Origin of the sequence: Bacillus sp. FSL M7-0791, from assembly GCF_038627085.1 — a bacterium.
GTDB lineage: Bacteria > Bacillota > Bacilli > Bacillales > Bacillaceae > Bacillus > Bacillus safensis.
The window spans coordinates 3,621,332-3,647,623 of record NZ_CP152022.1; the positions used below are offsets into that span (position 1 = coordinate 3,621,332).

Consider the following 26,292-nt stretch of genomic DNA (forward strand, 5'->3'; position numbering starts at 1 on the left):
ACATGTTTGTTCAACCACCTACATGGCCAGAAGAATTTGCAAAACGCTACCGTGAAAACGGCTGTTGGCGTGGGGAAACCTTTGGCGGTATGCTTCGTGAACGCGCCGCATCGTTAGGAAATAAAACAGCCATTACATACGCTGATACACACATAAGCTACCAAGAACTTGACGAACGCGTCAGCAGTCTTGCTGCCGGTTTTCATCAGCTTGGAATTCAGAAAGGAAGTCGAGTTGTCGTGCAGCTTCCTAACATTCCTGCTTTTTTTGAAGTCATTTTCGCTTTATTTCGAATCGGTGCTTTACCCGTCTTCTCTCTGCCATCTCATAGAAGCAGTGAAATCACTTATTTTATTGAGTTTGCCGAAGCAGATGCATATGTCATACCAGATATTGATGGCAGCTTTGATTATCGATCACTCGCACGTCAAGTGAAAGAAAAGCTTCCCTCATTACCTCATGTCATTGTTGCAGGGGAAGCTGAGGAATTCCTTTGCTTGGATGATCTGCGCAAGGACCCAGCACTTGATCCTCAAATTCATGTAGAGGCAAGCGATATTGCGTTTCTTCAGTTATCTGGAGGCAGCACAGGCCTTTCAAAGCTCATTCCTCGTACACATGATGACTATATTTATAGTCTTTGGAAAAGCAATGAGGTGTGCGAGCTCACACAAGAAAGTGTGTATCTAGCTGCACTTCCAGTTGCGCACAACTATCCATTAAGCTCGCCTGGCGTCCTTGGAACGTTATACGCAGGCGGAAGAGTCGTTCTTGCACCTGGATCAAGCCCTGATGTCGTCTTTCCACTCATTGAAAAAGAACGGGCGACCATTACCGCTGTCGTTCCACCTATCGCATTGATTTGGCTAGAGGCCGCTCCTCATCGATCAGATGACTTATCGAGTCTTGAAGTCTTACAAGTCGGTGGTGCTAAATTCAGTGCTGAGGCAGCAAAACGAGTGAAGCCTGCCCTTGGATGTAAGTTACAGCAAGTTTTTGGCATGGCAGAAGGTCTGGTCAACTATACCAGATTAGATGATCCTGAACATATCGTAATTCATACACAAGGACGCCCGATGTCTGAATATGATGAGGTACTAGTGGTAGATGATGAGGACAAGCCCGTCCCGCATGAAGTGGCTGGACATCTTTTAACAAGAGGGCCTTATACGATTCGCGGCTACTATAAAGCCGATGAACAAAACAAAAAAACATTTACACCCGATGGTTTTTACAGAACAGGTGACATCGTGCGATTAACCAAAGAAGGAAATGTTGTTGTAGAAGGCAGAGACAAGGATCAAATCAATCGTGGCGGCGAAAAGGTTGCCGCAGAAGAAGTTGAAAACCATTTACTTGCGCATCCTGACATTCATGATGCCGCCATGGTGTCTATGCCAGATCCATTTCTTGGCGAACGCTCATGTGCCTTTGTTATTGCGAAAGGAAACAACAAACCAGCACCGCACGTCTTAAAATCATTTCTAAGAGAACGCGGGCTCGCAGCCTATAAAATTCCTGACCGCATTGAATGGATCGATGCGTTCCCACAAACAGGTGTAGGTAAAGTCAGTAAAAAAGCATTAAGAGAATTAGCTGCAACCCATACTGCCAACGTATAAAAAATGAGGAGTGAAAATCATGGCAATCCCTACTATTCCTGCATATCCAATGCCAAGCACACAAGATTTACCCGAAAATAAAGTGAACTGGATACCTGATCCGAAACGTGCTGTTCTACTGATACATGACATGCAGCAATATTTTTTAAATGCATTTCAACAAGATACATCACCGATCACAGAGTTAGTTCAGCATATTGAACAATTACGTAATACATGCAATGAACTTGGCATTCCAGTCGTCTACACAGCTCAGCCTGGTGACCAAGACCCGAAGGATCGTGCCTTATTAACAGATTTTTGGGGACCTGGACTTGGTGATGATGAAGCATTGACAAAAATCATTGATCAGCTTGCTCCATCTGAAGCAGATACAATGCTGACAAAATGGCGTTATAGCGCATTCAAGAAATCTAATTTTTTGGATATTCTTCAAGAAGGCGGGCGTGATCAACTGATCATTACTGGCGTATATGCACATATTGGCTGTATGCTGACAGCCGCAGAAGCATTCATGCTGGATATTGAAACCTTTTTTGTCGCCGATGCCGTCGCTGACTTTTCACTCAAACATCACAAAATGGCCATGACCTATGCAGCTGAACGCTGTGCAGTCACCACAACGACAAACCAAATCATCAGTCATTTAACAGGACAAGAAGCAAACAGTGATGATATATCCTTTGAGGCCATCGTTCACCAAGTAGCTGAGTATCTCCAAATCGAGCCAAATGAAATACCGCTTGATGAGAATCTCGTCTACCTTGGGCTTGATTCTATTAGAATGATGAGCCTAGCGGAAAAGTGGAGGCAGCAAGGAGCGGCAGTCAATTTCGTTGAGCTTGCAGCAAATCCAACGCTCGCTCATTGGCGGACTCTTCTTTTCCCAGAAAAGCAGCCATCTATCCCAAATATCGATTACTTGTAAAGGAGGTATACCCTTGTCGATCCAGTCAGTCGATTCATTCCCACTAACCGGTGCCCAATCAGGCATTTGGTATGCGCAGCAGCTTGATCCAGCTAATCCTATTTTCAATACAGCTGAGTATATAGATATTAAAGGTCCTATTGATCCCATACATTTTGAAGCCGCCATTAGAAAGACTGTCTTAGAAGCAGATTCCTTGTATATGCGCTTCATTGAAGATACTGACGGTCCAAAGCAATGGATGACATCTAAGAAAGAAATTCCATTCCAATTGATTCATTTACAAAATGAAAAACAGCCGATTGATGCAGCTAAAGCATGGATGAAGGCAGATCTTTCAACACCAGTCTCTTTAGAGAAAGATGTATTATTCCGTGAAGTACTTTTTCAGCTTGCTGACGACCGATTTATCTGGTATCAGCGCATTCATCATATTGCCATTGATGGATTCGCCTTTTCGCTCATTGCACGTCGTGTTGCTGAGGTCTATTCAGCCTTATCGCAAGGGACACCTGTGCCTCCTCAAACATTTGGAGCCTTACATGACGTAGTTCAAGAGGAGTCCACTTATCGACAGTCCAATCGATATGAAGCTGATCGAGCGTTTTGGAAAAATCGCTTTGCTGATCAACCTGAAATTGTCAGCCTTGCGGAGCTTGCACCAAGAACGTCGGATCATTTTATTCGAAAAACGGCTGGCTTCGATGCCGAAAAGGTAAGCAAAATGAAAAGAAATGCTCAAGCCTTCGGTGGTACGTGGCATGAAATGATCCTTGCAGCATCCGCATTATATATGCATCGTATGACTGGTGCACATGATATTGTTTTAGGGCTTCCTGTGATGATGCGCCTTGGATCGTGCGCCTTACAAACACCCGGAATGGTCATGAACCTGGTACCATTTCGTTTAACATGCAAACCAGAAATGACACTCTCAGCACTTGTTCGCCAAGTATCTGATGAACTAAAAACCATTCGCCCTCATCAAAGATATCGTCACGAGGACATGCGGAGAGACTTTAAACTCATCGGAAGAAATCAGCGATTATTTGGCCCACAGATCAATATCATGCCATTTGATTATGATCTCATGTTCGATCAGAGCATTGGTCAAGCACATAACCTTTCAGCAGGACCCGTGGATGATATATCGATTAACATATACGACCGCGCGGATGGGAACGGATTTCAAATTGACTTTGATGCAAACCCTGCCGTTTACAAAGAGCAAGCAGTTGACGCTCATCAGCAGCGTTTTCTGCAATTGCTGGAGAAAATAACTGGACTAGAGGAAGATCAGACGATCAGTCAATTCAACCTTCTTTTGTCTAAAGAAAAAGAGAACATCCTCAAGCACTGGAATGATACAAAACGAGAATTACCAAAGGAATCTTTACGGGAACTATTTGAAAAACAGGTGAGCAAAACACCACAAGCAAAAGCATTACAGTTTGAAGGAATTACTTTGACCTATGAAGAGTTGAATCAGCGGGCTAATCAATTAGCTCATTATTTGAAAAAACATGGCATTGGACCAGAACAATTTGTCGCAATTGCTCTTCCTCGGTCCATCAATATGGTCGTAAGTCTATTAGCCGTCGTCAAAACGGGAGCCGCATATCTGCCACTAGATCCTGATTATCCTAACGATCGTGTCGCCTATATGCTAGAAGATGCCAAACCGGCGTGCTTGCTCACAATTAAAGAGACAGCAGACGGTTTGGACCATCCGCACATCGTTCAACTGGATGATGCAACTGTCCATCAGGAGATAGCAGACAGTCCGCATCTCAATCCGACTTGGAGCGATGGCTCTCCGCATCACCCCGCCTACATCCTGTACACATCAGGATCGACAGGCAAACCAAAGGGTGTTGTTGTAACAAAGCGAAATGTCATCAACTTTATATTGTCCATGCAAGATTCATTTTTATTAGATCAAGAAGACCAGCTTTTAGCGGTCACGACCATTGCCTTTGATATTTCCGGGCTGGAAATGTTTCTCCCGCTTTTACATGGGGCTGCTATTTTATTGGCAAAAAAAGAAACCATACAAGAACCAGCAAAGCTTTCAGACATGATTCGTTCTCATCATGTCACAATCATGCAGGCAACGCCAACGTTGTGGCATGCGTTGGCAGATGAGTACCCTGACGTGATAACAGGTATGCGTGTTCTTGTTGGAGGAGAAGCACTCCCTGCTCCCCTTTTGCACACATTGCAATCTCTTCAATGCGACATTACTAATTTGTACGGGCCTACAGAAACGACGATCTGGTCTACGATGGAAAATGTCACAGCACACCGGGAGAATAGCGGGCCGGCAATCGGTAAACCCATTTGGAATACGAGCATTTACATTTTAGATGAAGGTCTAAACCCAGTCCCAGCAGGATCAATTGGTGAACTTTATATTGCAGGTGAAGGAGTATCCAGAGGATATCTTGGACGATATGATTTAACGGCTGAACGTTTTGTCGCTGATCCATTCGGCACAAAAGGCACGAGAATGTATCGTACTGGTGATTTAGCCAGATGGCGTGAAGATGGTTCAATTGATTATATCAGCCGTGCCGATCATCAAATTAAAATACGCGGCTTCCGTATTGAACTAGGTGAAATCGAAACCGTAATGATGCAGCATCAAGCCATAAAGCATACATCTGTTATCGTTCGTGAGGATCAACCTGGGCAGCAACTTCTTTGTGCGTATGTTGTGCTGACAGATGGCTCTTCTCTGCACCCTTCAGAGCTCAGGCAGTTTGCGGCTTCATTACTTCCTGACTACATGGTGCCCTCTGCTGTTGTCGTGTTGCCAGAACTTCCACTTACACCAAACGGCAAAATCGACCGCAAAGCATTACCAGCACCAAATATGTCTTTAGTCAGTTCTGAGCGGACACCTAGAACACCACAAGAAGACATGTTATGTAGTTTATTTGCAGAAACCCTTGGCCTATCTCAAATTGGCATAGATGATAGTTTCTTTGACTTAGGAGGACATTCCTTACTCGCCGCTCGCCTGCTTAGACGTATACGCGATACACTTGGTGCAGACCTAAGCATGAGTACCCTTTTTGAATCTCCTCGGGTTGCTGAGCTTGCGCAGCACATTGACAAAGCGAAGGACATTCGGCCGCCGCTTCAGGTTGAAGACAAACCAGATGAAATTCCATTATCCTTTGCCCAAAAACGGCTCTGGTTCCTTCATTGCCTTGAAGGGCCAAGTCCAACTTACAATATTCCACTTGTCATTCAGCTGACAGGTACACTAGATCAAACAGCTCTCATTGGTGCTTTGGCAGATATCACTGAAAAACACGAAACCCTTAGAACCATTTTTCCAAATAAGAATGGCATGCCAAGACAGGTCATTTTACACCCGAAAAGTGTTCAGCCTGAACTCCATGTCACAGCTTCAAGCGATCAACAAATTGAGAATCAGTTAAACGAAGCCATTCGGTATAGCTTTCAGATTGAAGAAGAACCTGCACTTCGAGCTGAATTATTCACGCTTGATGCAAACCGATCCGTACTGCTTCTATTGCTGCATCACATCGCTGGTGACGGCTGGTCACTTGCACCATTGACACGAGACTTAGCTGCTGCTTACGAAGCCCGTATACAAGGAAAATCCATCTCCTTGCCAGCAGAACCTGTTCAATATGCTGACTATGCTATTTGGCAGCAGAAGCTGTTGGGCAGTGAAGAAGAGACGGATAGTCTATTTGCCAAGCAGCTCAGCTATTGGAAAAGTGCCTTACAAGACCTGCCTGAAGAACTTGAGCTTCCCTATGACTTCCCGCGTCCACAGGAAGGAAGCTTCAACGGTGCGACGATAGACTTTACGATTGAACCCGCTTTACATCAGAACCTCCTTGAGCTTGCAAAGCAGCATCAGGTGAGTTTGTTCATGGTGCTTCAAGCATCTCTTGCAGCATTACTGACACGCCTTGGGGCCGGTACAGATATCCCAATCGGCAGTCCGATTGCTGGACGGAATGATGATGCACTTGACGATATTGTGGGCTTGTTTGTGAACACACTAGTATTACGTACAAATACAGCTGGTAATCCAACCTTTAGTGAGCTATTGAAGCGAGTGCGAGACGTTGACCTAGCAGCCTATGAGCATCAGGATCTGCCATTTGAACGGCTAGTCGAAATCCTAAACCCAACCCGATCCAGATCAAGAAATCCATTGTTCCAGGTCATGCTAGCCTTCCAAAATACACCGAAGGCGGAAATGAAGCTGACACAGCTTGATTCAGACCTCTACGTGAAACCAGTAGGGTCAGCTAAATTCGATCTGACCATCGAATTGACAGAACAAAGAACGGAAACTGGGTCAGCAGCAGGTTTAACAGGATTGTTTGAATTCAGTACAGATGTATTTAAACAAAGCACCATTCGAGCAATCGCTGACAGAATGAAGCACTTTTTAACAGTTGTAGCTGAGCGCCCACATGTGCCAATTGGTCAAGTGAACATTTTATCAGATAAAGAACAGCAAACATTTCTCCCTGATAAAAAGACATTCGCTCAGTTAGATCAAGCACATAGTCTCCCGGCCTTATTTGAAAAAACGGCGCAGCAATACCCTGATCGAGTGGCTGTAACGTATGGCAAAAGGCAGCTGACCTATGGTGAGTTAAACAACAAAGCCAATCGTCTTGCTCATTTATTAATACAAAGAGGCGTTGGACCAGAACAGTTCGTTGCACTTGCCCTTCCTAGATCAATCGATATGCTCGTAAGCTTATTAGCCGTTCATAAAGCAGGCGCAGCCTATGTTCCGCTTGATCCAGATTACCCAGCAGACAGACTGGCATACATGATACAAGATGCCAAACCCGTTTGCAGCATCACAACAAAAGCAGATGCAGTGCATCTTCCAGCTGATTGCGATTTGATTTTGTTAGACGAAAAGGAAACGAGCGATCAATTGCTGACAATGCCAAATCACAATCCGGCTGATATAGACAGAATTGAGCCGCTATCTTCTCTGCATCCGGCCTATATTATTTATACATCCGGTTCTACAGGGAAACCAAAAGGAGTGGTCATCCCACACCAAAATGTCATCCGTCTTCTGACATCTACTGAACATTGGTTCCAATTTGATGAAGAAGATGTTTGGACAATGTTCCATTCCTATGCCTTTGACTTTTCAGTATGGGAAATTTGGGGACCACTTTTATATGGCGGCCGGCTTGTCATTGTACCTCATACCATCTCTCGCTCTCCAGAAGAGATGCTGCAGCTTCTAGTCGAGGAAGGTGTGACTGTGCTTAATCAAACACCTTCTGCCTTCTATCAGCTCATGCAGATAGACAAGGAACAACAAACACTAGGCCAAGCATTATCACTCCGCTATGTCATCTTTGGCGGTGAAGCATTAGAGCTTAGCAGATTAGAAGATTGGTACAGCCGTCACTCAGACTGTAAGCCAAAGCTCATTAACATGTACGGCATTACAGAAACTACCGTACACGTTACGTACAATGAACTCAATCGAGATATGATCACAAAGAACTCCAGCAGTTTAATAGGCGAACCGATTCCTGATTTACATGTGTACGTACTAGATGAATACCTACAGCCTGTTCCCCCTGGGACGACAGGTGAAATGTATGTAGCTGGAGCTGGCCTTGCAAGAGGTTATCTAGGCAGACCTGACCTGACATCAGATCGATTCCCTGCCGATCCTTATGGCGCACCTGGCACAAGGATGTATCGCACAGGCGACCTTGCGCGCTGGACAGAAGAAGGGGCTCTTGATTACATTGGCAGAGCTGATCATCAAATTAAAATACGCGGCTTCCGCATTGAACTTGGAGAAATCGAAGCCGTTCTGGCACGCCACGATGCAGTTGCACAAGTTGCCGTCATGATGCGAGAGGATCAGCCTGGCGACAAACGCCTAGTCGCCTATATCGTCCCAACTGAAGAAAACCGTTTCGATACAGAGACCCTTCGTCATTTTGCAGCAGCCAGTCTTCCTGATTACATGGTGCCCGCGGCATATGTACAGATTGACGCCATGCCGCTTACAGCAAACGGGAAGCTTGATCAAAAATCACTGCCAGCCCCTCAATTGCATTTACAGCAAACGGATGGCCGCGGCCCAAGAAACCCGAAAGAGGAAATCCTATGTCATCTCTTTGAAGAGGTGCTTGATTTGCCTAAAATCAGCATAGACGATCGCTTTTTTGACATTGGCGGGCATTCACTGCTTGCAGTTCGTTTAATCAGCCGCATTCGTGATGCACTTGGTGTCAAACTAAGCATTGGAACATTGTTTGAAGCACCAAATGTGGCAAGTTTGGCAGAGAAACTAGAAACAGGAAGCGATGAAAACGCACTAGACATCTTGCTGCCGCTGCGAACAAATGGAGAAAGATATCCTCTTTTCTGTGTTCACCCAGCAGGTGGTCTGAGCTGGTGCTATGCAGGTCTCTTGAATACATTAGAGAAAGACATCCCTATTTATGGATTACAGGCACGAGGAATCGCAAGAAAAGATGACTACCCGCACACACTAGATGATATGGCTGCGGATTACATTAAGCACATCCAAACGATTCAGCCAAAAGGCCCTTATTTTCTTCTTGGCTGGTCATTAGGCGGAAACGTTGTACAGGCAATGGCTACACAGCTCCAGCAGCAAGGTGAAGAAATCGTACTCGTTGCGATGCTGGATGCCTATCCAAATCATTTCTTACCGATTAAAGCAGCACCTGATGAAGAAGAAGCACTAATCGCTCTTCTTGCGCTCGGCGGTTATGATCCAGATACCTTAACAGGTGAACCGCTCACGATGAAAAGTGCCATCGACATTTTGAAAAAAGATGGCAGTGCACTAGCAAGCTTAAGTGAAGATGCCATTAGAAATCTAAAAGAAACCTATGTGAATTCAGTTCGATTGCTCGGAGAATATCAGCCAAAAACTTATCAGGGGGACATATTATTCTTTAGATCTACCATTATCCCAGATTGGTTTACACCAATTGATCCCGAAGCATGGGCACCTTATATCAACGGAACAATTGAACAGCACGACATTCATTGCCGGCACAAAGACATGTGCCAGCCTAAACCCCTAGCAGAAATTGGTGTCATCTTAGACAACGCACTGCATCGGGTCAAACAAAAGCACTAAGAATAAAGGAGAGATGACAAATGACAAATCCCTTTGATCGTGAAGACGGTGTATTTCTTGTGCTGGTCAATGAACAAGGACAGCATTCACTTTGGCCATCATTTGCACCAGTGCCAGATGGGTGGGAAAAGGTCTTTGGTGAAGACACTAGAAATGCCTGCATCGATTATATCCAGACACACTGGCAGGACTTGCGGCCATTAAGCTTAACAAAAGAACCAGCGCTAGCTCATGGAAAAACGGAATAAATCATCGCACCCTGATCTCACTCTGGGTGCGATGATTGTTGACAAAAGGGCTAAAATGATCTTGATTTTAGCCCTTTGTCTTCTTTTCAGCGTGATAGAAAACCTTTGCAGCCCTAGGAAGGGCGAGCACCGGAGCGGAGCGAATTTGACATTCGTGAGTACCGGCGCGCAGACCTGCGGGCGAATGCGAGGGTTTGTCTACACGCTGCGCACCCTGATCTCCATCAGGGTGCTTTTTTGACAGAATAAACATCACCATCTTTCAGCTCTTTCTGCTACAATTTAATTGAGAATGTTTATCAACTAAAAAGAGATCAGGTGGTTTTATGGGAAACAATAATCAATTACGTACGTTGGCAAATGCCGAACAATTCATCTATCGATTAACAGATACTGAAAAAATAAATAATGCAGAGCTTCCACATACGGAGCAGCAGCTATCAGATACATTCTGTCTCCTCTTCAGCATAAGCGGCAGCGGTTTACTCACATTGAACGATCAAAAATGGCGATTGAAACATCTGACTCTCTATACGATCATGCCTGGGGAAACATTTATGTTGAAAACAGAGCCTTATCAAAAACACGAGCTCTACCTTTTTCGCTTTCAGCTCTACACGCTGCAAAATCAAAAAATAGGAGAAGTATCAATGGAACATGCCCGTTCTTTACTGAATAAATGGCAATTTATCGATATTAGTTTGATTGAACACATTCATTCTTTACTGTCCGATATGACAGAGGAATGGCAAAGACCTGAATCTATTAGCTTTTTTAGAAGCCAAACTCTTTTCCAGCAGCTTATTATGCAGCTTTTTACACTGCATAAAGAAGATATTTGTGACACGGCACATGCCCTTTTCAAAACAAAACAATATATCGATCAACATTCCGAAGAACCCCTCAGCCTGACAAGTCTATCTCATATGGCTGGTATCAGCGCCAATCATTACAGTGAGCTATTTAAAAAGCATTTTGATGTGAGTGTCACTGATTATATCACCAAGAAAAGGATGGCTAGAGCCAAACAATTAATGGCAAAAGGCAACGCAAAGCTCAAAGACATTGCACTTGAAATCGGCTATCAAGATCCGTATTACTTCAGCCGCATCTTTAAGAAAAAAACGGGCATGACCCCTTCTACTTATATGAAAAGCCGTCAGCGGAAAATTGCAGCCTATGGCCATTCCATACTCGGCCAGCTCACACCCATTCATATCATCCCATATGCTGCTCCCCTTCACCCAAAATGGACAGCACATGATTTTGAGCATCATGCAGAAGAAATTCCGATTCACCTGAGTGCACATCGGATCAACGAGCACGCTGAAGCCAATTTACATCTATTAAAGGAAACAAAACCTGAGCTGATCATTGCCAATGATCATGTGACAGAGGAAGAAAAACAAGTGTTAAAAACCATCTGTCCTGTTCACTTTGTTCCATTCACACAATTGGATTGGCGCACTCAATTTAGACAAACAGCTACGTTCCTAAACGAAGCGAACGAAGCAGAAGAATGGTTAATTCATTACGAGGAACTCGTCAATCAAGCGAAAAAGGCATGTCTTTTTGATCATCCACCAAAAACCGTCCTGCCTCTTCGTATCTTTCAAGATCAGCTCTATTTGTCTGTGAATCGCACCATGTCAGAAGTAATTTTTCAAGACATTGGCCTTCTGCCAGCTTTTCAGAATGATGGTCAGCTAATAGAAAAGAAAATCAGCATTCGCTCTATACAACAGCTAGATCCAGACGCCATCTTCCTATTCCTGCATAAGGAGCCAAAAACCATTGCTTTTTATCAAAAGTTAAAGCAGCAGGCGTCTTGGCAAAATCTCAAGGCTGTGACGCAGCAAGCCGTCTATCCGCTCACTTCTGACCCTTGGCGTGAATACACAGCAGCCAGTCATCAACGGGTCATTCAGGACCTTTTATCTTTTTTTCCGTAAAAAGTCCATCCTTTGACAGAGATTTGTCTATGGATAAAAGGACGAAAGCCTAATACAATCTTTAATTGAGAACAATTATCAGTTAAAGGAGAAAACAAATGAAAAAATGGTTCGCATTGCTTATCCTTTGTATCATGACGGTCACCGCAGCAGGCTGTGGTGCTGCAGAAAATAAACCTGCTTCAAACACAGCCAAAAGCAAGTCAGCTGAAGCAGTAGAAACAAACATCAACTACTTAGATCAAACGTACAAACTCAAAACACCAGTGAAACGAATTGTCATTGCTGGAAGCCTTGAATCAATGGAAGATGCAAAATTACTTGGTATCGAGCCTATTGGTGCTTCTACTGTAGGCGGCACATTCCCTGAATTATTTAAAGACATCACAGCGAAAACGGAAGGCATCGGTGAAAAAACAGAACCGAACCTAGAAAAAATCCTAAAACTAAAACCAGATGTGATACTTGGATCAACAAAGTTCCCTCCTGCAACAATTAAAAAACTAGATAAAGTCCAAACGACGATCCCAGTATCACATGTCTCTTCCGACTGGGAAAGCAACCTTTTATTACTCGGTGAATTGACTGGAAAAAGTGAAGAAGCCAAAAACATCATCTCTGATTATCAGAAAGATCTCAAACAAGCGAAAGAAACCCTGAAAGACAAAAGCAGCAATAAAACAGCTGTCATTTTACGCATTAGACAGGGCGATCTGTACGTATATCCTGAAGACGTATACTTCAACTCTACCTTATATGGGGATTTAGGATTTAAAGTACCAAGTGATATCAAAAAAGCCAAAGCACAGGCATTGATTTCATTGGAGCGCCTAGGAGAACTCAATCCTGACTATATTTTTGTTCAGTTCTCTAAAGAAGAAAACTCATCGAATCCAAATGCATTGAAAGACTTAGAGAAAAATAAAATTTGGACAAGCCTAAAAGCTGTGAAAAATGGGCACATCAATGAAAATGCCGTTGACCCTATGCTTCAAGGAGGAACAGCACTAAGCAAAACAACCTTCCTTGACAAGGCTGTCAAATGGTTAGATCAAAACAACTAAAAAGATGCGTGATCAGATGGTTGACAAAGGGCTAAAATGTTTAGCCCTTTGTCTTCTTTTCAACGCAGTTGAAAACCGTTAGGAGAGGATACACATGAACGGAACGTTTCTATATGACGAGCTTAACGGGCGTCAGCTTGATATTTACCTTCCGCAAGACACCTCTATTGATGTCCCCGCTGTCTTTGTACAAGATGGCTCTTCTTTGTTTAGAACACACCTGCTAGAGATCGAAAGAATGATCGAAGCCAAAACCATCTCGCCAATCATCATCGTCGGCATACACCCCTTCAATCGACTTGACGAATATACACCATGGAAGGCGTCATCACTGCGATCTGGGTTCCCTGACTTTAAAGGCGAGGCACAGACGTATGTGTCATTTTTAGCGAATGACTTGCTCCCATATATCAAAAGAGAATATCCAGTTCAAGAGACCTGTCATGAACATAGCCACGTAGGTGCTTCATTAGGCGGGCTGTTTGCTATTTATACTTTATTCATGCACCCTGATCTTTTTAAAAACATCGCATCGATCTCCGGGTCATTTTGGTATCATGATTTTCTATCGTTTGCTAAACAACAAAGCATTCAGTGTGTGGATCACCTTGTCTATTTGTCTGTAGGCAGTGAAGAAGGGAAAGGAAAAACATCTGCTCAACAGCACATGCCTTTATTCAACAAACAACTACATGATCTTTTATTACAGAAAGGGATGCAAGAAAGGCAGCTGCAATATCACATCGAACAAGGGGAGGGCCATCATCAGAAACAATTTCAAAAAAATTTCTTATCGGCCCTAAAGTGGTTTTATCAAAGAGAACGCTAATTTTTTATCAGCATGGCACAAAGCCGATATGATATATTGGAACGTATAGATTGAAAGAGGAGGGATTTGCGCTTGAGACCTTTACAAATCTCAGCCGATACCGCACAAAAGCTAGCTGCATCACTCAATGTACCGTTAGAACAAATCATGCATATGCCGCAGCATATCTTATTAGCTAAATTAGCGGAGCTTGAACAGAAGAAAGATCGTTCTTCTTAAAGAAATAAAGGAGTTTACATTCATGGAACAACAACTAGAAAAATCAACATTACATCCTCGCAGTACAGGACAAACCATCCTGCTGATTGCTGGGATTTTGCTCATTGCATTTAATCTTCGGCCTGCCATTACATCCGTTGGCCCTGTGATCGGCGCGATTCGTTCCGATTTACAGCTTTCAAATGGACTGGCGGGTTTTCTCACGACATTACCACTGCTCTCATTCGCATTGCTTTCTCCAATTGCACCTAAAATCGGAAAACGACTGGGCAATGAACGAACCCTCTGGCTTGGACTTGCCGTTCTTCTCTTTGGGATTGTGATTCGCTCATTTGGCACCATCACCTTCTTAATGATTGGAACGGCGCTAGTCGGCGTTGGAATTGCGATTTGTAATGTGCTCTTACCGGGGCTTGTGAAGCATAAATTTCCTGCACATGCAGGTTTGATGACAAGTGTATATACGACTTCAATGTCCGTTTTCGCTGCACTTGCATCAGGTGTCAGTGTTCCGCTCAGTCATACGATGCCTGGCGGCTGGAATACATCATTCCTTGTTTGGGCTGGACTTGCCCTTCTCGCCATGATGGTTTGGGCGCCGCAGCTTCTTCATCAGAATACAGCGGCCGTCAAAAGTATTTCTCTTACAGAGCAGCCAATATGGCGTTCACGTGTTGCATGGCAGGTGACCTTTTTTATGGGGTTGCAGTCATTCCTTTTCTATAGCAGCATCGCATGGTTTCCTGATATCTTAACATCACATGGAATGAACCTGTCGACAGCTGGCTGGATGCTCTCCATTATGCAGTTTGTTGGGCTGCCATCCACCTTCTTAACGCCCGTTCTTGCAGAAAAATTAAAAACGCAAAGACCGCTTGTCGCCGGCCTTGTCCTTGTGTATTTACTTGGCATGATTGGACTTCTTCTCGGAGGATCAACGCCTATTCTTGTCATCTTTGTTCTATTGATCGGCATTGGACAAGGGGCCAGTATCAGTCTTGCCCTCACATTCATCGGATTACGTACAACCAATATGGAACAAGCAGCTGCCCTCTCTGGAATGGCGCAGTCTCTCGGTTATTTATTAGCTGCTGTTGGGCCGTTCATGATTGGAATCCTTTTTGATTCCACACATACATGGACACCCGCGATTATCATCTTTATTGTCATCCTATTTTTCATGTTTTTATCCGGTATGCGTGCCGGACGCAGCGTCTATATTTCAGATCCTTCATAAAAAAGAACCCGCCTCCTCGTGAGACGGGTTCTTTTCTGCTTATGCCTGCTCTGTCACATGTACCTTTAACGTTGCTTGTACCTCTGGATGAAGCTTTACCGGTACATTTGTATAACCTAACGCACGGATGGCGTCATTCAGCTCGATTTTGCGCTTATCGAGTTTAATTTGATGATCTTTTTGCAATTTATCAGCGATTTGTTTGCTTGTAATTGAGCCAAACAAACGGCCGCCTTCACCTGATTTTGCAGTGAGTTCCACTGTTAACGCCTCAAGTGTTTCTTTTAATTGTTTTGCTTGTTCAAGCTCTTGGATGGCATTCTTTTTCTCTTTGTTTTTCTGCCCTTCCAATGCGCTTAGGTTCGTTGGAGTTGCTTCAACAGCTAACCCTTGTTTGATGAGAAAGTTGTGAGCGTATCCGTCAGCTACATTCTTGACTTCGCCTTTTTTCCCTTTGCCTTTTACGTCTTTTAGAAAGATGACTTTCATCTTTGAACCCCTCCTTCGAAATATTCGTCTATGGCAGCCTTTAACTTCCCTACCGCTTCTTCAATGGTTATACCATAAATCTGGGTAGCAGCGTTAGTCAAATGGCCGCCGCCGTCTAATGCTTCCATAATAATTTGAACGTTGATATCCCCTAATGATCTAGCACTAATGCATACTGTGTCGTCATCTCGTCTAGCGACAGCAAATGACGCTTCTACCTCACTCATTGACAACAGGGAATCCGCTGTCTGGGCAATCGTAATTTGATCATAATACTCCGACCTGTCAGATGGCAATGAAGCGATAGCCACCTGATTTTGATACAGCTCTGTATGCTGAATGAGTTTTGCTCGTTTGATGTAATGATCGACTGTTTCTTTTAAGAACTTTTGCACAAGGACAGGATCTGCTCCCTTTGCACGAAGATAGGATGCTGCATCGAACGTTCTTGACCCCGTTCTCAGAGAGAAACTCTTCGTATCAACAATGATCCCAGCCAGAAGCGCAGTCGCCTCAATCATGTTAATCCGCAATTTCTTCGGCTGATACTCTAAAAGCTCTGTCACAAGCTCTGCTGTAGATGAAGCATACGGCTCCATATAAACAAGTAAAGGATCACGGATAAATTCCTCGCCGCGTCTATGATGGTCAATGACCACGACGTTTTCAATCTTATTCAGCAGCCGTTCCTCCATGACGAGAGAAGGTTTATGTGTATCCACGACCACAAGCAATGTGTCATCCTTTGCAAGCTCCATTGCTTCCTCTGGTGTGATAAAACGTGACCAAAGCTCTTCATAATTCTTAATTTCACTAATTAAGCGTTGAACACTGTCGCCAATCTGGTTGGCATCAATGACAATATAACCTTCTTTTCCATTGGCCTGGGCAACCTTTAAAATCCCAATGGATGCACCGATTGAGTCCATGTCTGGGAACTTATGCCCCATGATCATGACATTACCGCTTTCAGATACAATTTCTTTTAAAGCATGAGAAATGACCCGTGCGCGTACGCGTGTCCGTTTCTCCATTGGATTTGTTTTTCCACCGTAGAATTTCACTTTTCCATTCGGCTGTTTAATGGCGACCTGATCCCCGCCTCGTCCGAGGGCAAGGTCAAGACTCGACTGCGCAAGTGCTCCAAGCTCTTTCAAGGAAGGAACGGACGCACCGATCCCGATACTCAGAGTGAGCGTCGCACTATGTGCCCCTGTTTTCTCACGGACCTCGTCTAAAATGGAGAATTTCGACGCTTCAAGCTCAGCTAAAATACTCTCATTTAGAACCGCCATAAATCGTTCAGACGAAATTCTCTTCAGGAAAATACCGTATTCTTGTGCCCAATTGTTGAGCAAAGACGTCACTTCACTATTAATCGCGCTGCGCACTTGATCATCAAGTCCCTGCGTGACATCGTCGTAGTTGTCTAAAAAGATATAAGATAACACCGTTCGTTCATTTTCGTACTGTCGTTCAATCTGTACCTGTTCCGTGACATCAAAGAAATATAAAAGGCGCTCTGACCGTTTAATAATGACTTTGAATTTCCGGTCATTCAGCGTCACATTTTCGGTCTCGACCTCTTGTTTAATAAGAGGCACAATGGACTCGAATGTATCGTACAAGGATCTGCCGACAAGTGTGCTTTCATGAAAGCATGAAGCGAGAAACGGATTGGTCCATTCGATATAATACTGGTCATTAAACAGCATAATACCAATAGGCATCTCCATTAATGCTTCTTCTCCAACCTTTTTGACTCGATAGGATAATGTTGAAATATATGAATCAATCTCTTTCTGCACTTGCGTATCTGCCCACTTTAAGAAGTAGAGCACACCTGCAAGGACGAAAAGACCAACCGCTCCTATGATCCAATTGAAATAAAGGTTGAGGAGGACTGTGACCACCGCAAGAACAATTAACGCGAAGATCGGATACTTGATGACAGGTTTTCTATAGAAGCTTGGCACTGATATCAACTCCTCAACATTCAGAGTGAATTATTTGTTTTTTACTTTTTCTCTTAAATCAAAGCCTATGTCAGCAATCCCTATAATTCGCACAATCACACCGATCGGCGGAAAGAAAACCGTTAACACAACAGCGAAAATGGGTACCGCTTTTGAGATGTTTTTTTCGTGGCAATAATAGAAGAGAAAAGAAAATCCCTGAATAAGCACCAGTATAAATAAAATTTGAAACGCACTCGTTTGAACGAGCCATAAAAAGCTGCCTTTTTCCGTCTGAATCAGCATCAAAAGCAATGTGAGTAAATAATACCATACCATGCTTTTTGGCAGCCGCATATCCTTAAATTTCTTCAAGGACGGCATGTCTTTGACAAACCGTTTGATCAGAGGCTGCACGAACCAGTGATTCACGAAAGCCATCAGGGTGACCAAAATCAATAACGCTACAGGTAAAGCACTTAATGCCGTATCCTGCATCTCTTTAAACTGTTTGAGCTGTTTGGCTATGTCCTTTTCAGAAGCCCCGGATTGCTTTAAAACACTCTCTACCATCGGCATCATTTGCTCAATCGACTCTTTCGCAATATTCATGATATCGATTTGAAAGAGATGAACACTGATAACAAAGGAGATGAGAATACTGAACAAATAAATCAGCGCACCTGTAATGATGGCATTCCCAGGCTGCCTTCTGCTGTAGAAAACACCCATGCCTAATCCGACGGCAATTAAGATAGGTGCACTCATGAGTCCAGTTATAGACCCAATTAAAAAGCTGATCACTATGCCAATAGCGCCAGCAGCAATTCCCTTTTTCAAGCCGTGTCTGATTGTATAGAGAATGATCGGAATCGGAGCAGCTAGAAAGAAAATAATGGATAATAGCGGCACATACAAATAAAACAGCGTCATGACCGCGAAAATACTGATCATGATTGCGCCCTCTACTAACGCTTTTGTTTGTTTCACACCTTCACCTCTATCCAATCCTTTTGTCTATATCTTGCTCAATGTGTACTTCTATGTATACGTACGATGTAAGCTCCATCATGTCTTGCCCCAACCTTTATTTTACCATAGCGGTAAATCTCAAGTAAAATAAAGGCTGTCCTGGGAGCGTTTCACGTGGAACACCGATATGGAATGGCACATGCAAGTTTTCAAACAGCATGTTACAATTTTTTAGATTATTCTTAGCTATAAACCCTGAATTCAAGGTCAAAAGCTGTTAGAATAGAAACATCATCAATAAATGTAAGAAGGAGAATTCACATGGGAAAAACACTCGTATTCGGACACAAAAATCCTGACACAGACACGATTTGTTCTGCTATTGCTTACGCTGATCTGAAAAACAAAATCGGCGTTCAGGCAGAAGCCGTCAGACTTGGAGAAATTAATGGAGAAACACAATACGCATTAGATTTCTTTAAACAAGAAGCACCTCGTTTCATTGAAACGGCTGCAAACGAAACAAAGCAAGTCATTCTTGTCGATCATAACGAATTCCAGCAAAGTGTAAGCGATATTGATCAAGTACAAGTAACTGAGGTCATTGACCACCACCGTATTGCCAACTTTGAAACAAGTGAACCTCTTTACTATCGTGCAGAGCCTGTAGGCTGTACAGCAACGATCTTAAACAAAATGTATAAAGAAAACCAAGTGACGATTGAAAAAGAAATCGCTGGTTTGCTTTTATCTGCGATCATTTCTGATTCCTTACTATTCAAATCCCCAACATGCACACAGCAAGATATTGATGCTGCACATGAGCTTGCAAAAATCGCAGGGGTAGATCCAGAAGTTTATGGCCTAGACATGCTGAAAGCAGGCGCTGATCTAAGCCAAAAAACGGTTCAAGAATTAATTACACTTGATGCAAAAGAATTCGCACTAGGCAAAAGCAAGGTGGAAATTGCACAAGTCAATACAGTAGATATCGCTGAAGTGACAGCAAGACAGGCTGACATTGAAGCGAAAATCAATGAAGTCATTGCAGCAAAAGGTCTTGACCTATTTGTTCTAGTCATCACAGATATTTTAGAAAATGACTCCCTTGCTCTTGCACTCGGTGCAGAAGCAGCAAAAGTAGAAAAAGCATTTAACGTTACACTTGAAAACAACACAGCTTTACTAAAAGGTGTTGTATCAAGAAAGAAACAAGTCGTACCTGCACTGACAGACGCACTTTCTTAATAAAACACGACAAGACTGCTGAATCATTCAGCAGTCTTTTTTGTCTATATTCTTTTTAATGAATATACATATCACTAACGAGAACATCCTTTAGCACACTTGTTGGGATCGTAAATTCAACAACACCCATGTAACCAGGAGCCACATCATATTCATTAAAGGAAATCACAAGCTTTCCTTTTGAATTGATATAGAAGTTTTGATCCGGCTTAATTTTCTTAAATGGATCTGTTTCTTCCTTGCCAATCCAGTATATTTTGTCTGAATCCTCTTTCATCTGTTTCTTCATTTGTTCTTTAATATTTTCACTAATCACATCAATATAACGATCATCTTTAAACAGGCTTGGTAATGTAATGAGTACATGGTTTTTCTTATCAACCGTATCATACGTCATTTCCTCTGCCGCAGAAGCCTGAGTCGTCACCTTGTATCGGCCTAGTGAAAGGATTTGATCATTGTTCGTTCTCACTTCATAACCGCTCTCAACACTTAAATGACCATTTTTATAACCCTTTGTTTCCTTTTCAAAATTTTGATACAGCTTTTTGTTTTCAGCTAAATATTTTTGATTCAGGCTGTCTTGTAATGTTTCGTCCCCAAGTCCTGAAACGTGTGGTGTTTTAAGATCAATATTCGTTCCTTGATCGCTCTTTTTAAATTCTGTAAACGTTACGACTTTCACCAGCTCGCCAATGACAGGCACCTCTGAAATCGCTCTTGCTGCCTGTGGACTGACATTAACAGTTGTGACAAAAAGAGCAGCAGCCGCAACAAGTCCGATGGTCCATTGCTGAAAATGAGGCTTTTTATTTTTTCTTTTTAACGTTCGTTCAACCATCGCATCATATTCCGGTGGAATAGGAATTTCTAAATATTCATCTTTTAAATGTTCCAAATACTTATCCATTTATATTTCCTCCTGTGATAATTCTACTTTTAAAAGCCGCAGCGCCTTATATAATCTTGTTTTAATGGTATTTTCATTTTCATCGAGAATCTGGGCGATGTCCTCTAATTTTAAATCTTCAAAGAATCTCAAAATAATGATGACTCGATACATCTCAGGCAAATCCTCTATAGCCCGTTTGACGTCTTGATCCTCGTATACATCTGATTCTCCCTGTGATAAGAATTCAAGCGTATCATCATCTGTCACCTGCACCCGCTTCTTCTTTCGTAAAAAGTCTAGGGCAGTGTTCACCACGATCTTATAAAACCAGCTATGCATCTTGCTCGCATCCTCTAATCGGTGAACAGATTTGAGTGCTTTATGAATGGCCTCCTGAACAATATCCATAGCATCTTCTGGGTTTTTGACATAACTATAGGACAACCGATAAAAACTGTGTTTATGCTCCATGACGTAATCCGCAAATTGATCATCTATTTTTCGTTTCTTCATTTTACAAAGAGCTCCTTTATCTTAAATGCGCATCTGTTATTTCTTACATTGGATAGACGCGCGCCTTTTGAAAATAGTTTGCGCTCGGTTATTTTTTTAACATGTCATCGCATTTACGTTCCTATACAAAAAGAGCGAACCAGATGGGTTCACTCTTTCCAAGCGGATAGTGTTTGATGGACAAACTGTTTTAGTGGAGAAAGCGGATGAATAATAGGAACGCCTGTCTCCCGCTCCACCTGCTTTGCCGCACGAACCATCGAAAGCTGCATCACACAAATGTCTCTCCCTTTTTGCTTCATACATTTTCTCAGCTGCTCCTTGATTTGTTCATCATAGGCTTGCATATCACCGTTTAGGCAGAGATGAAAGACATCCTCCATCACAACCATTTCTACTTCAAGCTGTTTGCCCCGCTCTGTGGCATATGATTCAAGCCGATGCATCGTCCCTTCCACTGTATCTGGGTTGGAAAACACCAGTTGAATAGGCCTTTGTTTCTCACAAATCAGCTCAAATAACGGTTCATCGATTGGAACAATCGGTAGTTTAAAGAGGTGCTGCTGATCACCCAAAGCGGCAATGTATTGTGTACACGTGAGAAGAATGAGATCGGCTTCAATTTCCTGTTTTAATCTGTTGATAGCATACGTTTGCTGCTTGTGTTGATCAAATGCAGGATCTTGTGTCGCGCGTTCTATAAATGATGAATCGACCGTGTGATGCAAATCAACATCTGTATCACCAAACGCATCTTCTATATATGACTGATTGGATGGATGGGCGTGAAGGCAGTGTAACCGAATCATCAGGCTCGCTCCTCGTGAAAGTTTTCAATCATTATATCAATCCTTGTATGAAATAGGGAGCAACATGACCATATTGTTAGGGAGATATTAAAGGAGGGATTCTAATTGAAAGAAGATCAACAGCCTAAATCATCTTCAGAGTCAGAAGAAACCTTAACGAATCGGCAAGGTCATCCCGTAACAGATAATCAAAATATGAGAACTGTTGGGAATAGAGGACCCACTACGCTTGAAAACTACGATTTCCTAGAAAAAATCAGTCATTTTGATCGTGAACGCATCCCTGAACGTGTTGTACATGCACGCGGTGCCGGAGCTCACGGTTATTTTGAAGCATACGGCACATTCGGGGATGAACCCATCTCCACCTATACGAGGGCAAAATTGTTTCAGGAAAAAGGGAAAAAGACGCCTGTTTTCGTTCGTTTTTCTTCTGTGATTCACGGCGGTCATTCGCCTGAAACATTACGTGATCCGAGAGGGTTTGCGATTAAATTTTATACAGAGGAAGGCAACTGGGATCTCGTAGGGAACAACCTGAAAATTTTCTTTATTCGAGATGCTTTAAAGTTCCCTGATTTGGTTCATGCCTTTAAGCCTGATCCTGTCACCAATCGTCAGGACGGCGAGCGTATTTTTGATTTTGTCTCACAATCACCTGAGGCGACGCATATGGTGACATTTCTCTTTTCACCATGGGGCATCCCAGCTACATACCGGCACATGCAAGGCTCAGGTGTCCATGCGTACAAATGGGTCAACCATGAAGGAAAAGCGGTGCTGGTTAAATATCATTTTGAACCGAAACAAGGCATTCGCAACCTGACCCAAGAACAGGCGCAAGCGATCCAGGGAGAAAATTTTAACCATGCCACACAGGATTTATATGAAGCGATTGAGCAAGGAGATTATCCTGAATGGGAGGTATATGCACAGATCATGGAAGATGATGCCCACCCTCACCTCGACTTTGACCCGCTAGACCCGACAAAGCTTTGGTACAAGGATGACTATCCATGGAAACCAATCGGACGGATGGTATTAAACAAAAATCCAGAAAACTATTTCGCAGAAGTCGAGCAGGTTGCCTTTGGGACTGGCGTACTCGTAGACGGTTTAGATTTCTCAGATGATAAATTGCTTCAAGGCCGTACCTTCTCCTACTCTGACACGCAGCGATATCGTGTAGGGCCAAACTATTTACAGCTGCCGATCAATGCACCGAAAAAGCATGTCGCCACCAATCAGAGAGACGGGCAAATGGAATACCATGTCGATCAAGGCAAAGGCCAAAATCCCCATGTGAATTATGAGCCATCGATCCTCGGAGGATTAAAAGAAGCCAAACAGGATGGAAAGGATCATACGCCTTTTGTAGAGGGTGAAGTCAAACGAGAAGCCATTGACCGCCCAAACAACTTTGGACAAGCGGGAGAAACGTATCGCCGTTTTAATGATTGGGAGCGTGAGGAACTGATTAAGAACTTAGTCAATACTCTTGCGACATGTCAAAAGGACATTCAAGACCAAATGATTGAAAACTTTACAAAAGCAGACCCTGATTACGGAAAGCGTGTCGCTGACGGCTTAAAAGCCTTTAAACAAGAACAGCCAAGTGGACCTATCGGCTCTACAGGCGCTGCTCAAGCCGTGGACGAAGCCATCAACAACAGCACACCATCAGATCCTTATTAATGAAAAAAAGAATGCAGCGGCGAGGCTGCATTCTTTTTGTATACATCTATTAAGCGTTTTGACCTTTTTTGATCCATTCTGCCACATTGACTGTACGTTTTGCCTGATGTTTCACAGCTGCTTCTGCATCCTCTTGGATTTTTCCATTTTGGTCAACAGTGACACTTACACCATAAGGGTTGCCCCCTGCACCGTATAATGAATCATCTGTGTATCCAGGAGCGGCAATAATGGCTCCCCAGTGGAACATCGTCGTATATAGGCTGAGAACCGTCTGCTCCTGTCCGCCATTTGCGTTTTGAGCTGAAGTCATCGCGCTGACTGCTTTGTTTGCCAATTTACCTTGGAACCACAAGCCGCCTGTTGTATCTAAGAACTGCTTCATTTGAGCTGGCAGGTTACCGAAACGTGTCGGCATGCTAAAGATGATGGCATCTGCCCACTCTAAATCACTTAATTGAACCTCTGGCACATCCTTTGTTTCGTCTAAATGTGCTTTCCATGCTGGATTTGAAGCGACAACTGCTTCTGGTGCCAATTCAGCAACCTTTAATACTTTGACCTCTGCGCCAGCTTCTTTTGCTCCAGCTTCAGCCCATTTCGCCATCTGATAGTTTGTACCTGTTGAACTATAATAAATAATCGCTAATTTTACGTTTTCCATTTGTTCCAGCTCCTTTTGTTTGTTTTGCCCAAAAAGCTTCTGTAAAAATCCCACCTGTATTCCCCACCTTATTTAAAATTGACGACGATACCATAAAGCCGCAGCATCGACTTCTTCTCTCGTTAGCTGATGTCCGCGATTTTCCCAATGAAGTGTAACCGATGCGCCTGCACTCTGGAGCAATTGCTCCAGCTCCTGTGATTCCTCTGGACGGCACATTGGGTCATTTTCACCAGCTGCTATAAAGACTTGTTTCCCCGCTAATGAAGGCAACGAAACCCCGCGTCTTGGAACCATTGGATGATGCAGGATAGCTCCTTTTAAAGCATCCCCATAATGGAATAACAAGCTTCCAGCAATGTTTGCCCCATTGGAATATCCGATAGCCACCACATTGTGACGATCAAATCCATATTCATCAGCTGCTTCGCCGATAAATGTATATAGTTCCTCTGTACGCTCAATCAAATCCTGCTCATCAAATACACCCTCTGCCAAACGTCTGAAAAAACGCGGCATGCCGTTTTCTAATACATTCCCTCTCACACTAAGAACAGATGCATCAGGATCTACTATCTGTGCAAGCGGCAATAAATCTTCTTCCGTCCCGCCAGTTCCATGAAGTAATAACAGGACAGGTCTTTGTTCATTCTTTCCTTTTCGAAAAAGATGCTTCATCATGAATCTCCTTTCCCTTTAACTTCTCTCACTTCAATTGGTAGTACAATTTGTTCAATCTGACTGCGCTGCGTCTCATATTGCGGTGGCAGTTTCAATGCTTCACCCATTGTTTCCACTGATTCGTCGTGTGCAAACCCTGGAGGATCAGTAGCGATCTCAAATAATATGCCGCCAAGCTCTCTAAAATAAATAGCATTAAAATAATTTCGATCTTGCACAGGTGTCACTTGATACCCGCTTTGTGCAATATGGCTTTGCCAATCTAATTGATCTTGATCATCTGTTGCTCTCCATGCAATATGGTGCACAACTCCAACACCCATACGTCCTCGTGGAACAGGCATCTTATTCACATCGATCACATTGCCTATTTCACCAAACGAACGGAATCTCACATAGTCTCCTTCTTCTCCGACTCGTTCAAGTCCCATCGTTTGCTCTAGCAGCTGCATTGTTTGCTCCGGATGCGAAGTTAATAAAACAGCTCCGCCAAATCCTTTAATGGCTACATCTGGTGTGACACCATTAAATGTCCACTCGTTTTGCTTTCCTTCCGCACGTTCTACTAGCTCAATCAATAAGCCGTGTGGATCTTCAAATGAGAGAAAAGCTTCACCAAAGCGTTCAACCGTTTCATAAGAGACATTGAACTGCTCAAGACGATCCTTCCAGAAAGAGAAAGAGCCTGTTGGTACAACATATGTCGTCACGCCCACTTGACCTGCACCAATTTGGCCTTTTTGAGCACCTGGCCAAGGGAAAAACGTAATAATCGTCCCTGGAGAGCCGCCTTCATTTCCAAAATATAAATGGTATGTGCCCGGATCATCAAAATTCACGGTCTTCTTCACGAGACGAAGTCCTAAAACACCTGCATAAAAATCAACGTTCTCCTGAGGATGACCCACAATCGCTGTAATATGGTGAATTCCTTCTGTTTTTTTCACTTCTAATGACCTCCTATTTGAAGTAACAAACCTCTATTCATTATGTCTTTACTAACGTCTTTATATTATCTCGAATTCGAGATATTAGTTCAAAAAAATATATTTATCTCGAATTAAGGATATGATGTTTTTAAGTAAAAGTCAATGATTTTTGTTTTTCTTTTAT

Annotated in this window: 20 protein-coding genes; 11 read left to right on the top strand and 9 right to left on the bottom strand. The window is 43.1% G+C overall.

Going from position 1 to position 26,292, the window contains the following annotated elements; all coding sequences use genetic code 11:
• Nucleotides 1-2: 2 nt before the first annotated feature.
• The 9 genes from MHI08_RS18560 to MHI08_RS18600 all read left to right on the top strand — a co-directional run bounded on the left by MHI08_RS18560 (nucleotide 3) and on the right by MHI08_RS18600 (nucleotide 15,261).
• Entirely contained in the window at nucleotides 3-1,622 is a 1,620-nt protein-coding gene (locus tag MHI08_RS18560; RefSeq protein ID WP_342499873.1) for a (2,3-dihydroxybenzoyl)adenylate synthase, read from the top strand.
• 19 nt (nucleotides 1,623-1,641) lie between these two features.
• Nucleotides 1,642-2,550 (top strand): isochorismatase family protein, encoded by a 909-nt coding sequence (locus MHI08_RS18565; RefSeq protein ID WP_326161181.1) that lies wholly within the window; start codon nucleotides 1,642-1,644, stop codon nucleotides 2,548-2,550.
• 13 nt (nucleotides 2,551-2,563) lie between these two features.
• On the top strand, nucleotides 2,564-9,712 hold the full coding sequence (locus tag MHI08_RS18570) for an amino acid adenylation domain-containing protein (protein ID WP_342499874.1): 7,149 nt from the start codon (nucleotides 2,564-2,566) through the stop codon (nucleotides 9,710-9,712).
• 20 nt (nucleotides 9,713-9,732) lie between these two features.
• Complete coding sequence (locus MHI08_RS18575; RefSeq protein ID WP_025093680.1) at nucleotides 9,733-9,960, top strand: MbtH family protein; 228 nt, start codon at nucleotides 9,733-9,735, stop codon at nucleotides 9,958-9,960.
• 326 nt (nucleotides 9,961-10,286) lie between these two features.
• Entirely contained in the window at nucleotides 10,287-11,912 is a 1,626-nt protein-coding gene (locus MHI08_RS18580) for a helix-turn-helix domain-containing protein (RefSeq protein WP_342499875.1), read from the top strand.
• Between the two features lie 98 nt (nucleotides 11,913-12,010).
• A complete protein-coding gene (locus tag MHI08_RS18585) occupies nucleotides 12,011-12,976 on the top strand; it encodes an iron-hydroxamate ABC transporter substrate-binding protein (RefSeq protein WP_163114539.1) in 966 nt (321 codons plus the stop codon).
• A gap of 94 nt (nucleotides 12,977-13,070) precedes the next feature.
• Complete coding sequence (locus tag MHI08_RS18590) at nucleotides 13,071-13,805, top strand: alpha/beta hydrolase-fold protein (protein WP_342499876.1); 735 nt, start codon at nucleotides 13,071-13,073, stop codon at nucleotides 13,803-13,805.
• 72 nt (nucleotides 13,806-13,877) lie between these two features.
• Nucleotides 13,878-14,024 (top strand): YycC family protein, encoded by a 147-nt coding sequence (locus tag MHI08_RS18595; protein ID WP_064498621.1) that lies wholly within the window; start codon nucleotides 13,878-13,880, stop codon nucleotides 14,022-14,024.
• 22 nt (nucleotides 14,025-14,046) lie between these two features.
• Nucleotides 14,047-15,261, top strand: coding sequence for an MFS transporter (locus MHI08_RS18600; RefSeq protein ID WP_342499877.1), 1,215 nt, complete (start codon nucleotides 14,047-14,049; stop codon nucleotides 15,259-15,261).
• Between the two features lie 39 nt (nucleotides 15,262-15,300).
• Here the strand turns inward: MHI08_RS18600 and rplI are convergent, their stop codons facing one another.
• From rplI to MHI08_RS18615, 3 genes are read right to left on the bottom strand one after another with little or no spacing between them, the layout of a single operon-like run.
• Nucleotides 15,301-15,750, bottom strand: a complete 450-nt coding sequence (gene rplI / locus MHI08_RS18605) for a 50S ribosomal protein L9 (protein WP_008359128.1) — start codon at nucleotides 15,748-15,750, stop codon at nucleotides 15,301-15,303.
• Nucleotides 15,747-17,726, bottom strand: coding sequence for a DHH family phosphoesterase (locus tag MHI08_RS18610; protein WP_024427639.1), 1,980 nt, complete (start codon nucleotides 17,724-17,726; stop codon nucleotides 15,747-15,749). Before MHI08_RS18610 ends, rplI begins: the two co-directional genes overlap by 4 nt.
• A 30-nt stretch (nucleotides 17,727-17,756) precedes the next feature.
• A complete protein-coding gene (locus MHI08_RS18615) occupies nucleotides 17,757-18,695 on the bottom strand; it encodes a YybS family protein (protein WP_024424047.1) in 939 nt (312 codons plus the stop codon).
• Nucleotides 18,696-18,998: 303 nt separating this feature from the next.
• Between MHI08_RS18615 and MHI08_RS18620 the strand changes: the two genes are divergently transcribed.
• The gene (locus tag MHI08_RS18620; RefSeq protein WP_024424048.1) at nucleotides 18,999-19,925 is read left to right on the top strand and encodes a manganese-dependent inorganic pyrophosphatase; all 927 of its coding nucleotides are present in this window, start codon (nucleotides 18,999-19,001) and stop codon (nucleotides 19,923-19,925) included.
• Between the two features lie 55 nt (nucleotides 19,926-19,980).
• Here MHI08_RS18620 and MHI08_RS18625 read toward each other — a convergent pair whose 3' ends face one another.
• From MHI08_RS18625 to MHI08_RS18635, 3 genes are all read right to left on the bottom strand, one after another.
• Nucleotides 19,981-20,835: a DUF3298 and DUF4163 domain-containing protein gene (locus MHI08_RS18625; RefSeq protein ID WP_286098841.1), complete on the bottom strand. Its 855-nt coding sequence runs from the start codon at nucleotides 20,833-20,835 to the stop codon at nucleotides 19,981-19,983.
• Nucleotides 20,836-21,330: an RNA polymerase sigma factor gene (locus tag MHI08_RS18630; protein WP_251232315.1), complete on the bottom strand. Its 495-nt coding sequence runs from the start codon at nucleotides 21,328-21,330 to the stop codon at nucleotides 20,836-20,838. It lies immediately after the preceding gene.
• Nucleotides 21,331-21,479: 149 nt separating this feature from the next.
• Entirely contained in the window at nucleotides 21,480-22,139 is a 660-nt protein-coding gene (locus tag MHI08_RS18635) for an aspartate/glutamate racemase family protein (RefSeq protein WP_056766760.1), read from the bottom strand.
• Nucleotides 22,140-22,244: 105 nt separating this feature from the next.
• Between MHI08_RS18635 and katX the strand changes: the two genes are divergently transcribed.
• Entirely contained in the window at nucleotides 22,245-23,834 is a 1,590-nt protein-coding gene (katX, locus tag MHI08_RS18640) for a catalase KatX (RefSeq protein ID WP_024424052.1), read from the top strand.
• Between the two features lie 49 nt (nucleotides 23,835-23,883).
• On the opposite strand, the gene wrbA is transcribed toward katX, so the two are convergent.
• From wrbA to MHI08_RS18655, 3 genes are all read right to left on the bottom strand, one after another.
• Nucleotides 23,884-24,498: an NAD(P)H:quinone oxidoreductase gene (wrbA, locus tag MHI08_RS18645; protein WP_034283654.1), complete on the bottom strand. Its 615-nt coding sequence runs from the start codon at nucleotides 24,496-24,498 to the stop codon at nucleotides 23,884-23,886.
• Nucleotides 24,499-24,570: 72 nt separating this feature from the next.
• The gene (locus MHI08_RS18650) at nucleotides 24,571-25,179 is read right to left on the bottom strand and encodes an alpha/beta hydrolase (RefSeq protein WP_056766762.1); all 609 of its coding nucleotides are present in this window, start codon (nucleotides 25,177-25,179) and stop codon (nucleotides 24,571-24,573) included.
• On the bottom strand, nucleotides 25,176-26,126 hold the full coding sequence (locus MHI08_RS18655; protein ID WP_056766764.1) for a ring-cleaving dioxygenase: 951 nt from the start codon (nucleotides 26,124-26,126) through the stop codon (nucleotides 25,176-25,178). The genes MHI08_RS18650 and MHI08_RS18655 overlap by 4 nt, the downstream gene beginning before the upstream one ends.
• Nucleotides 26,127-26,292 lie beyond the last annotated feature (166 nt).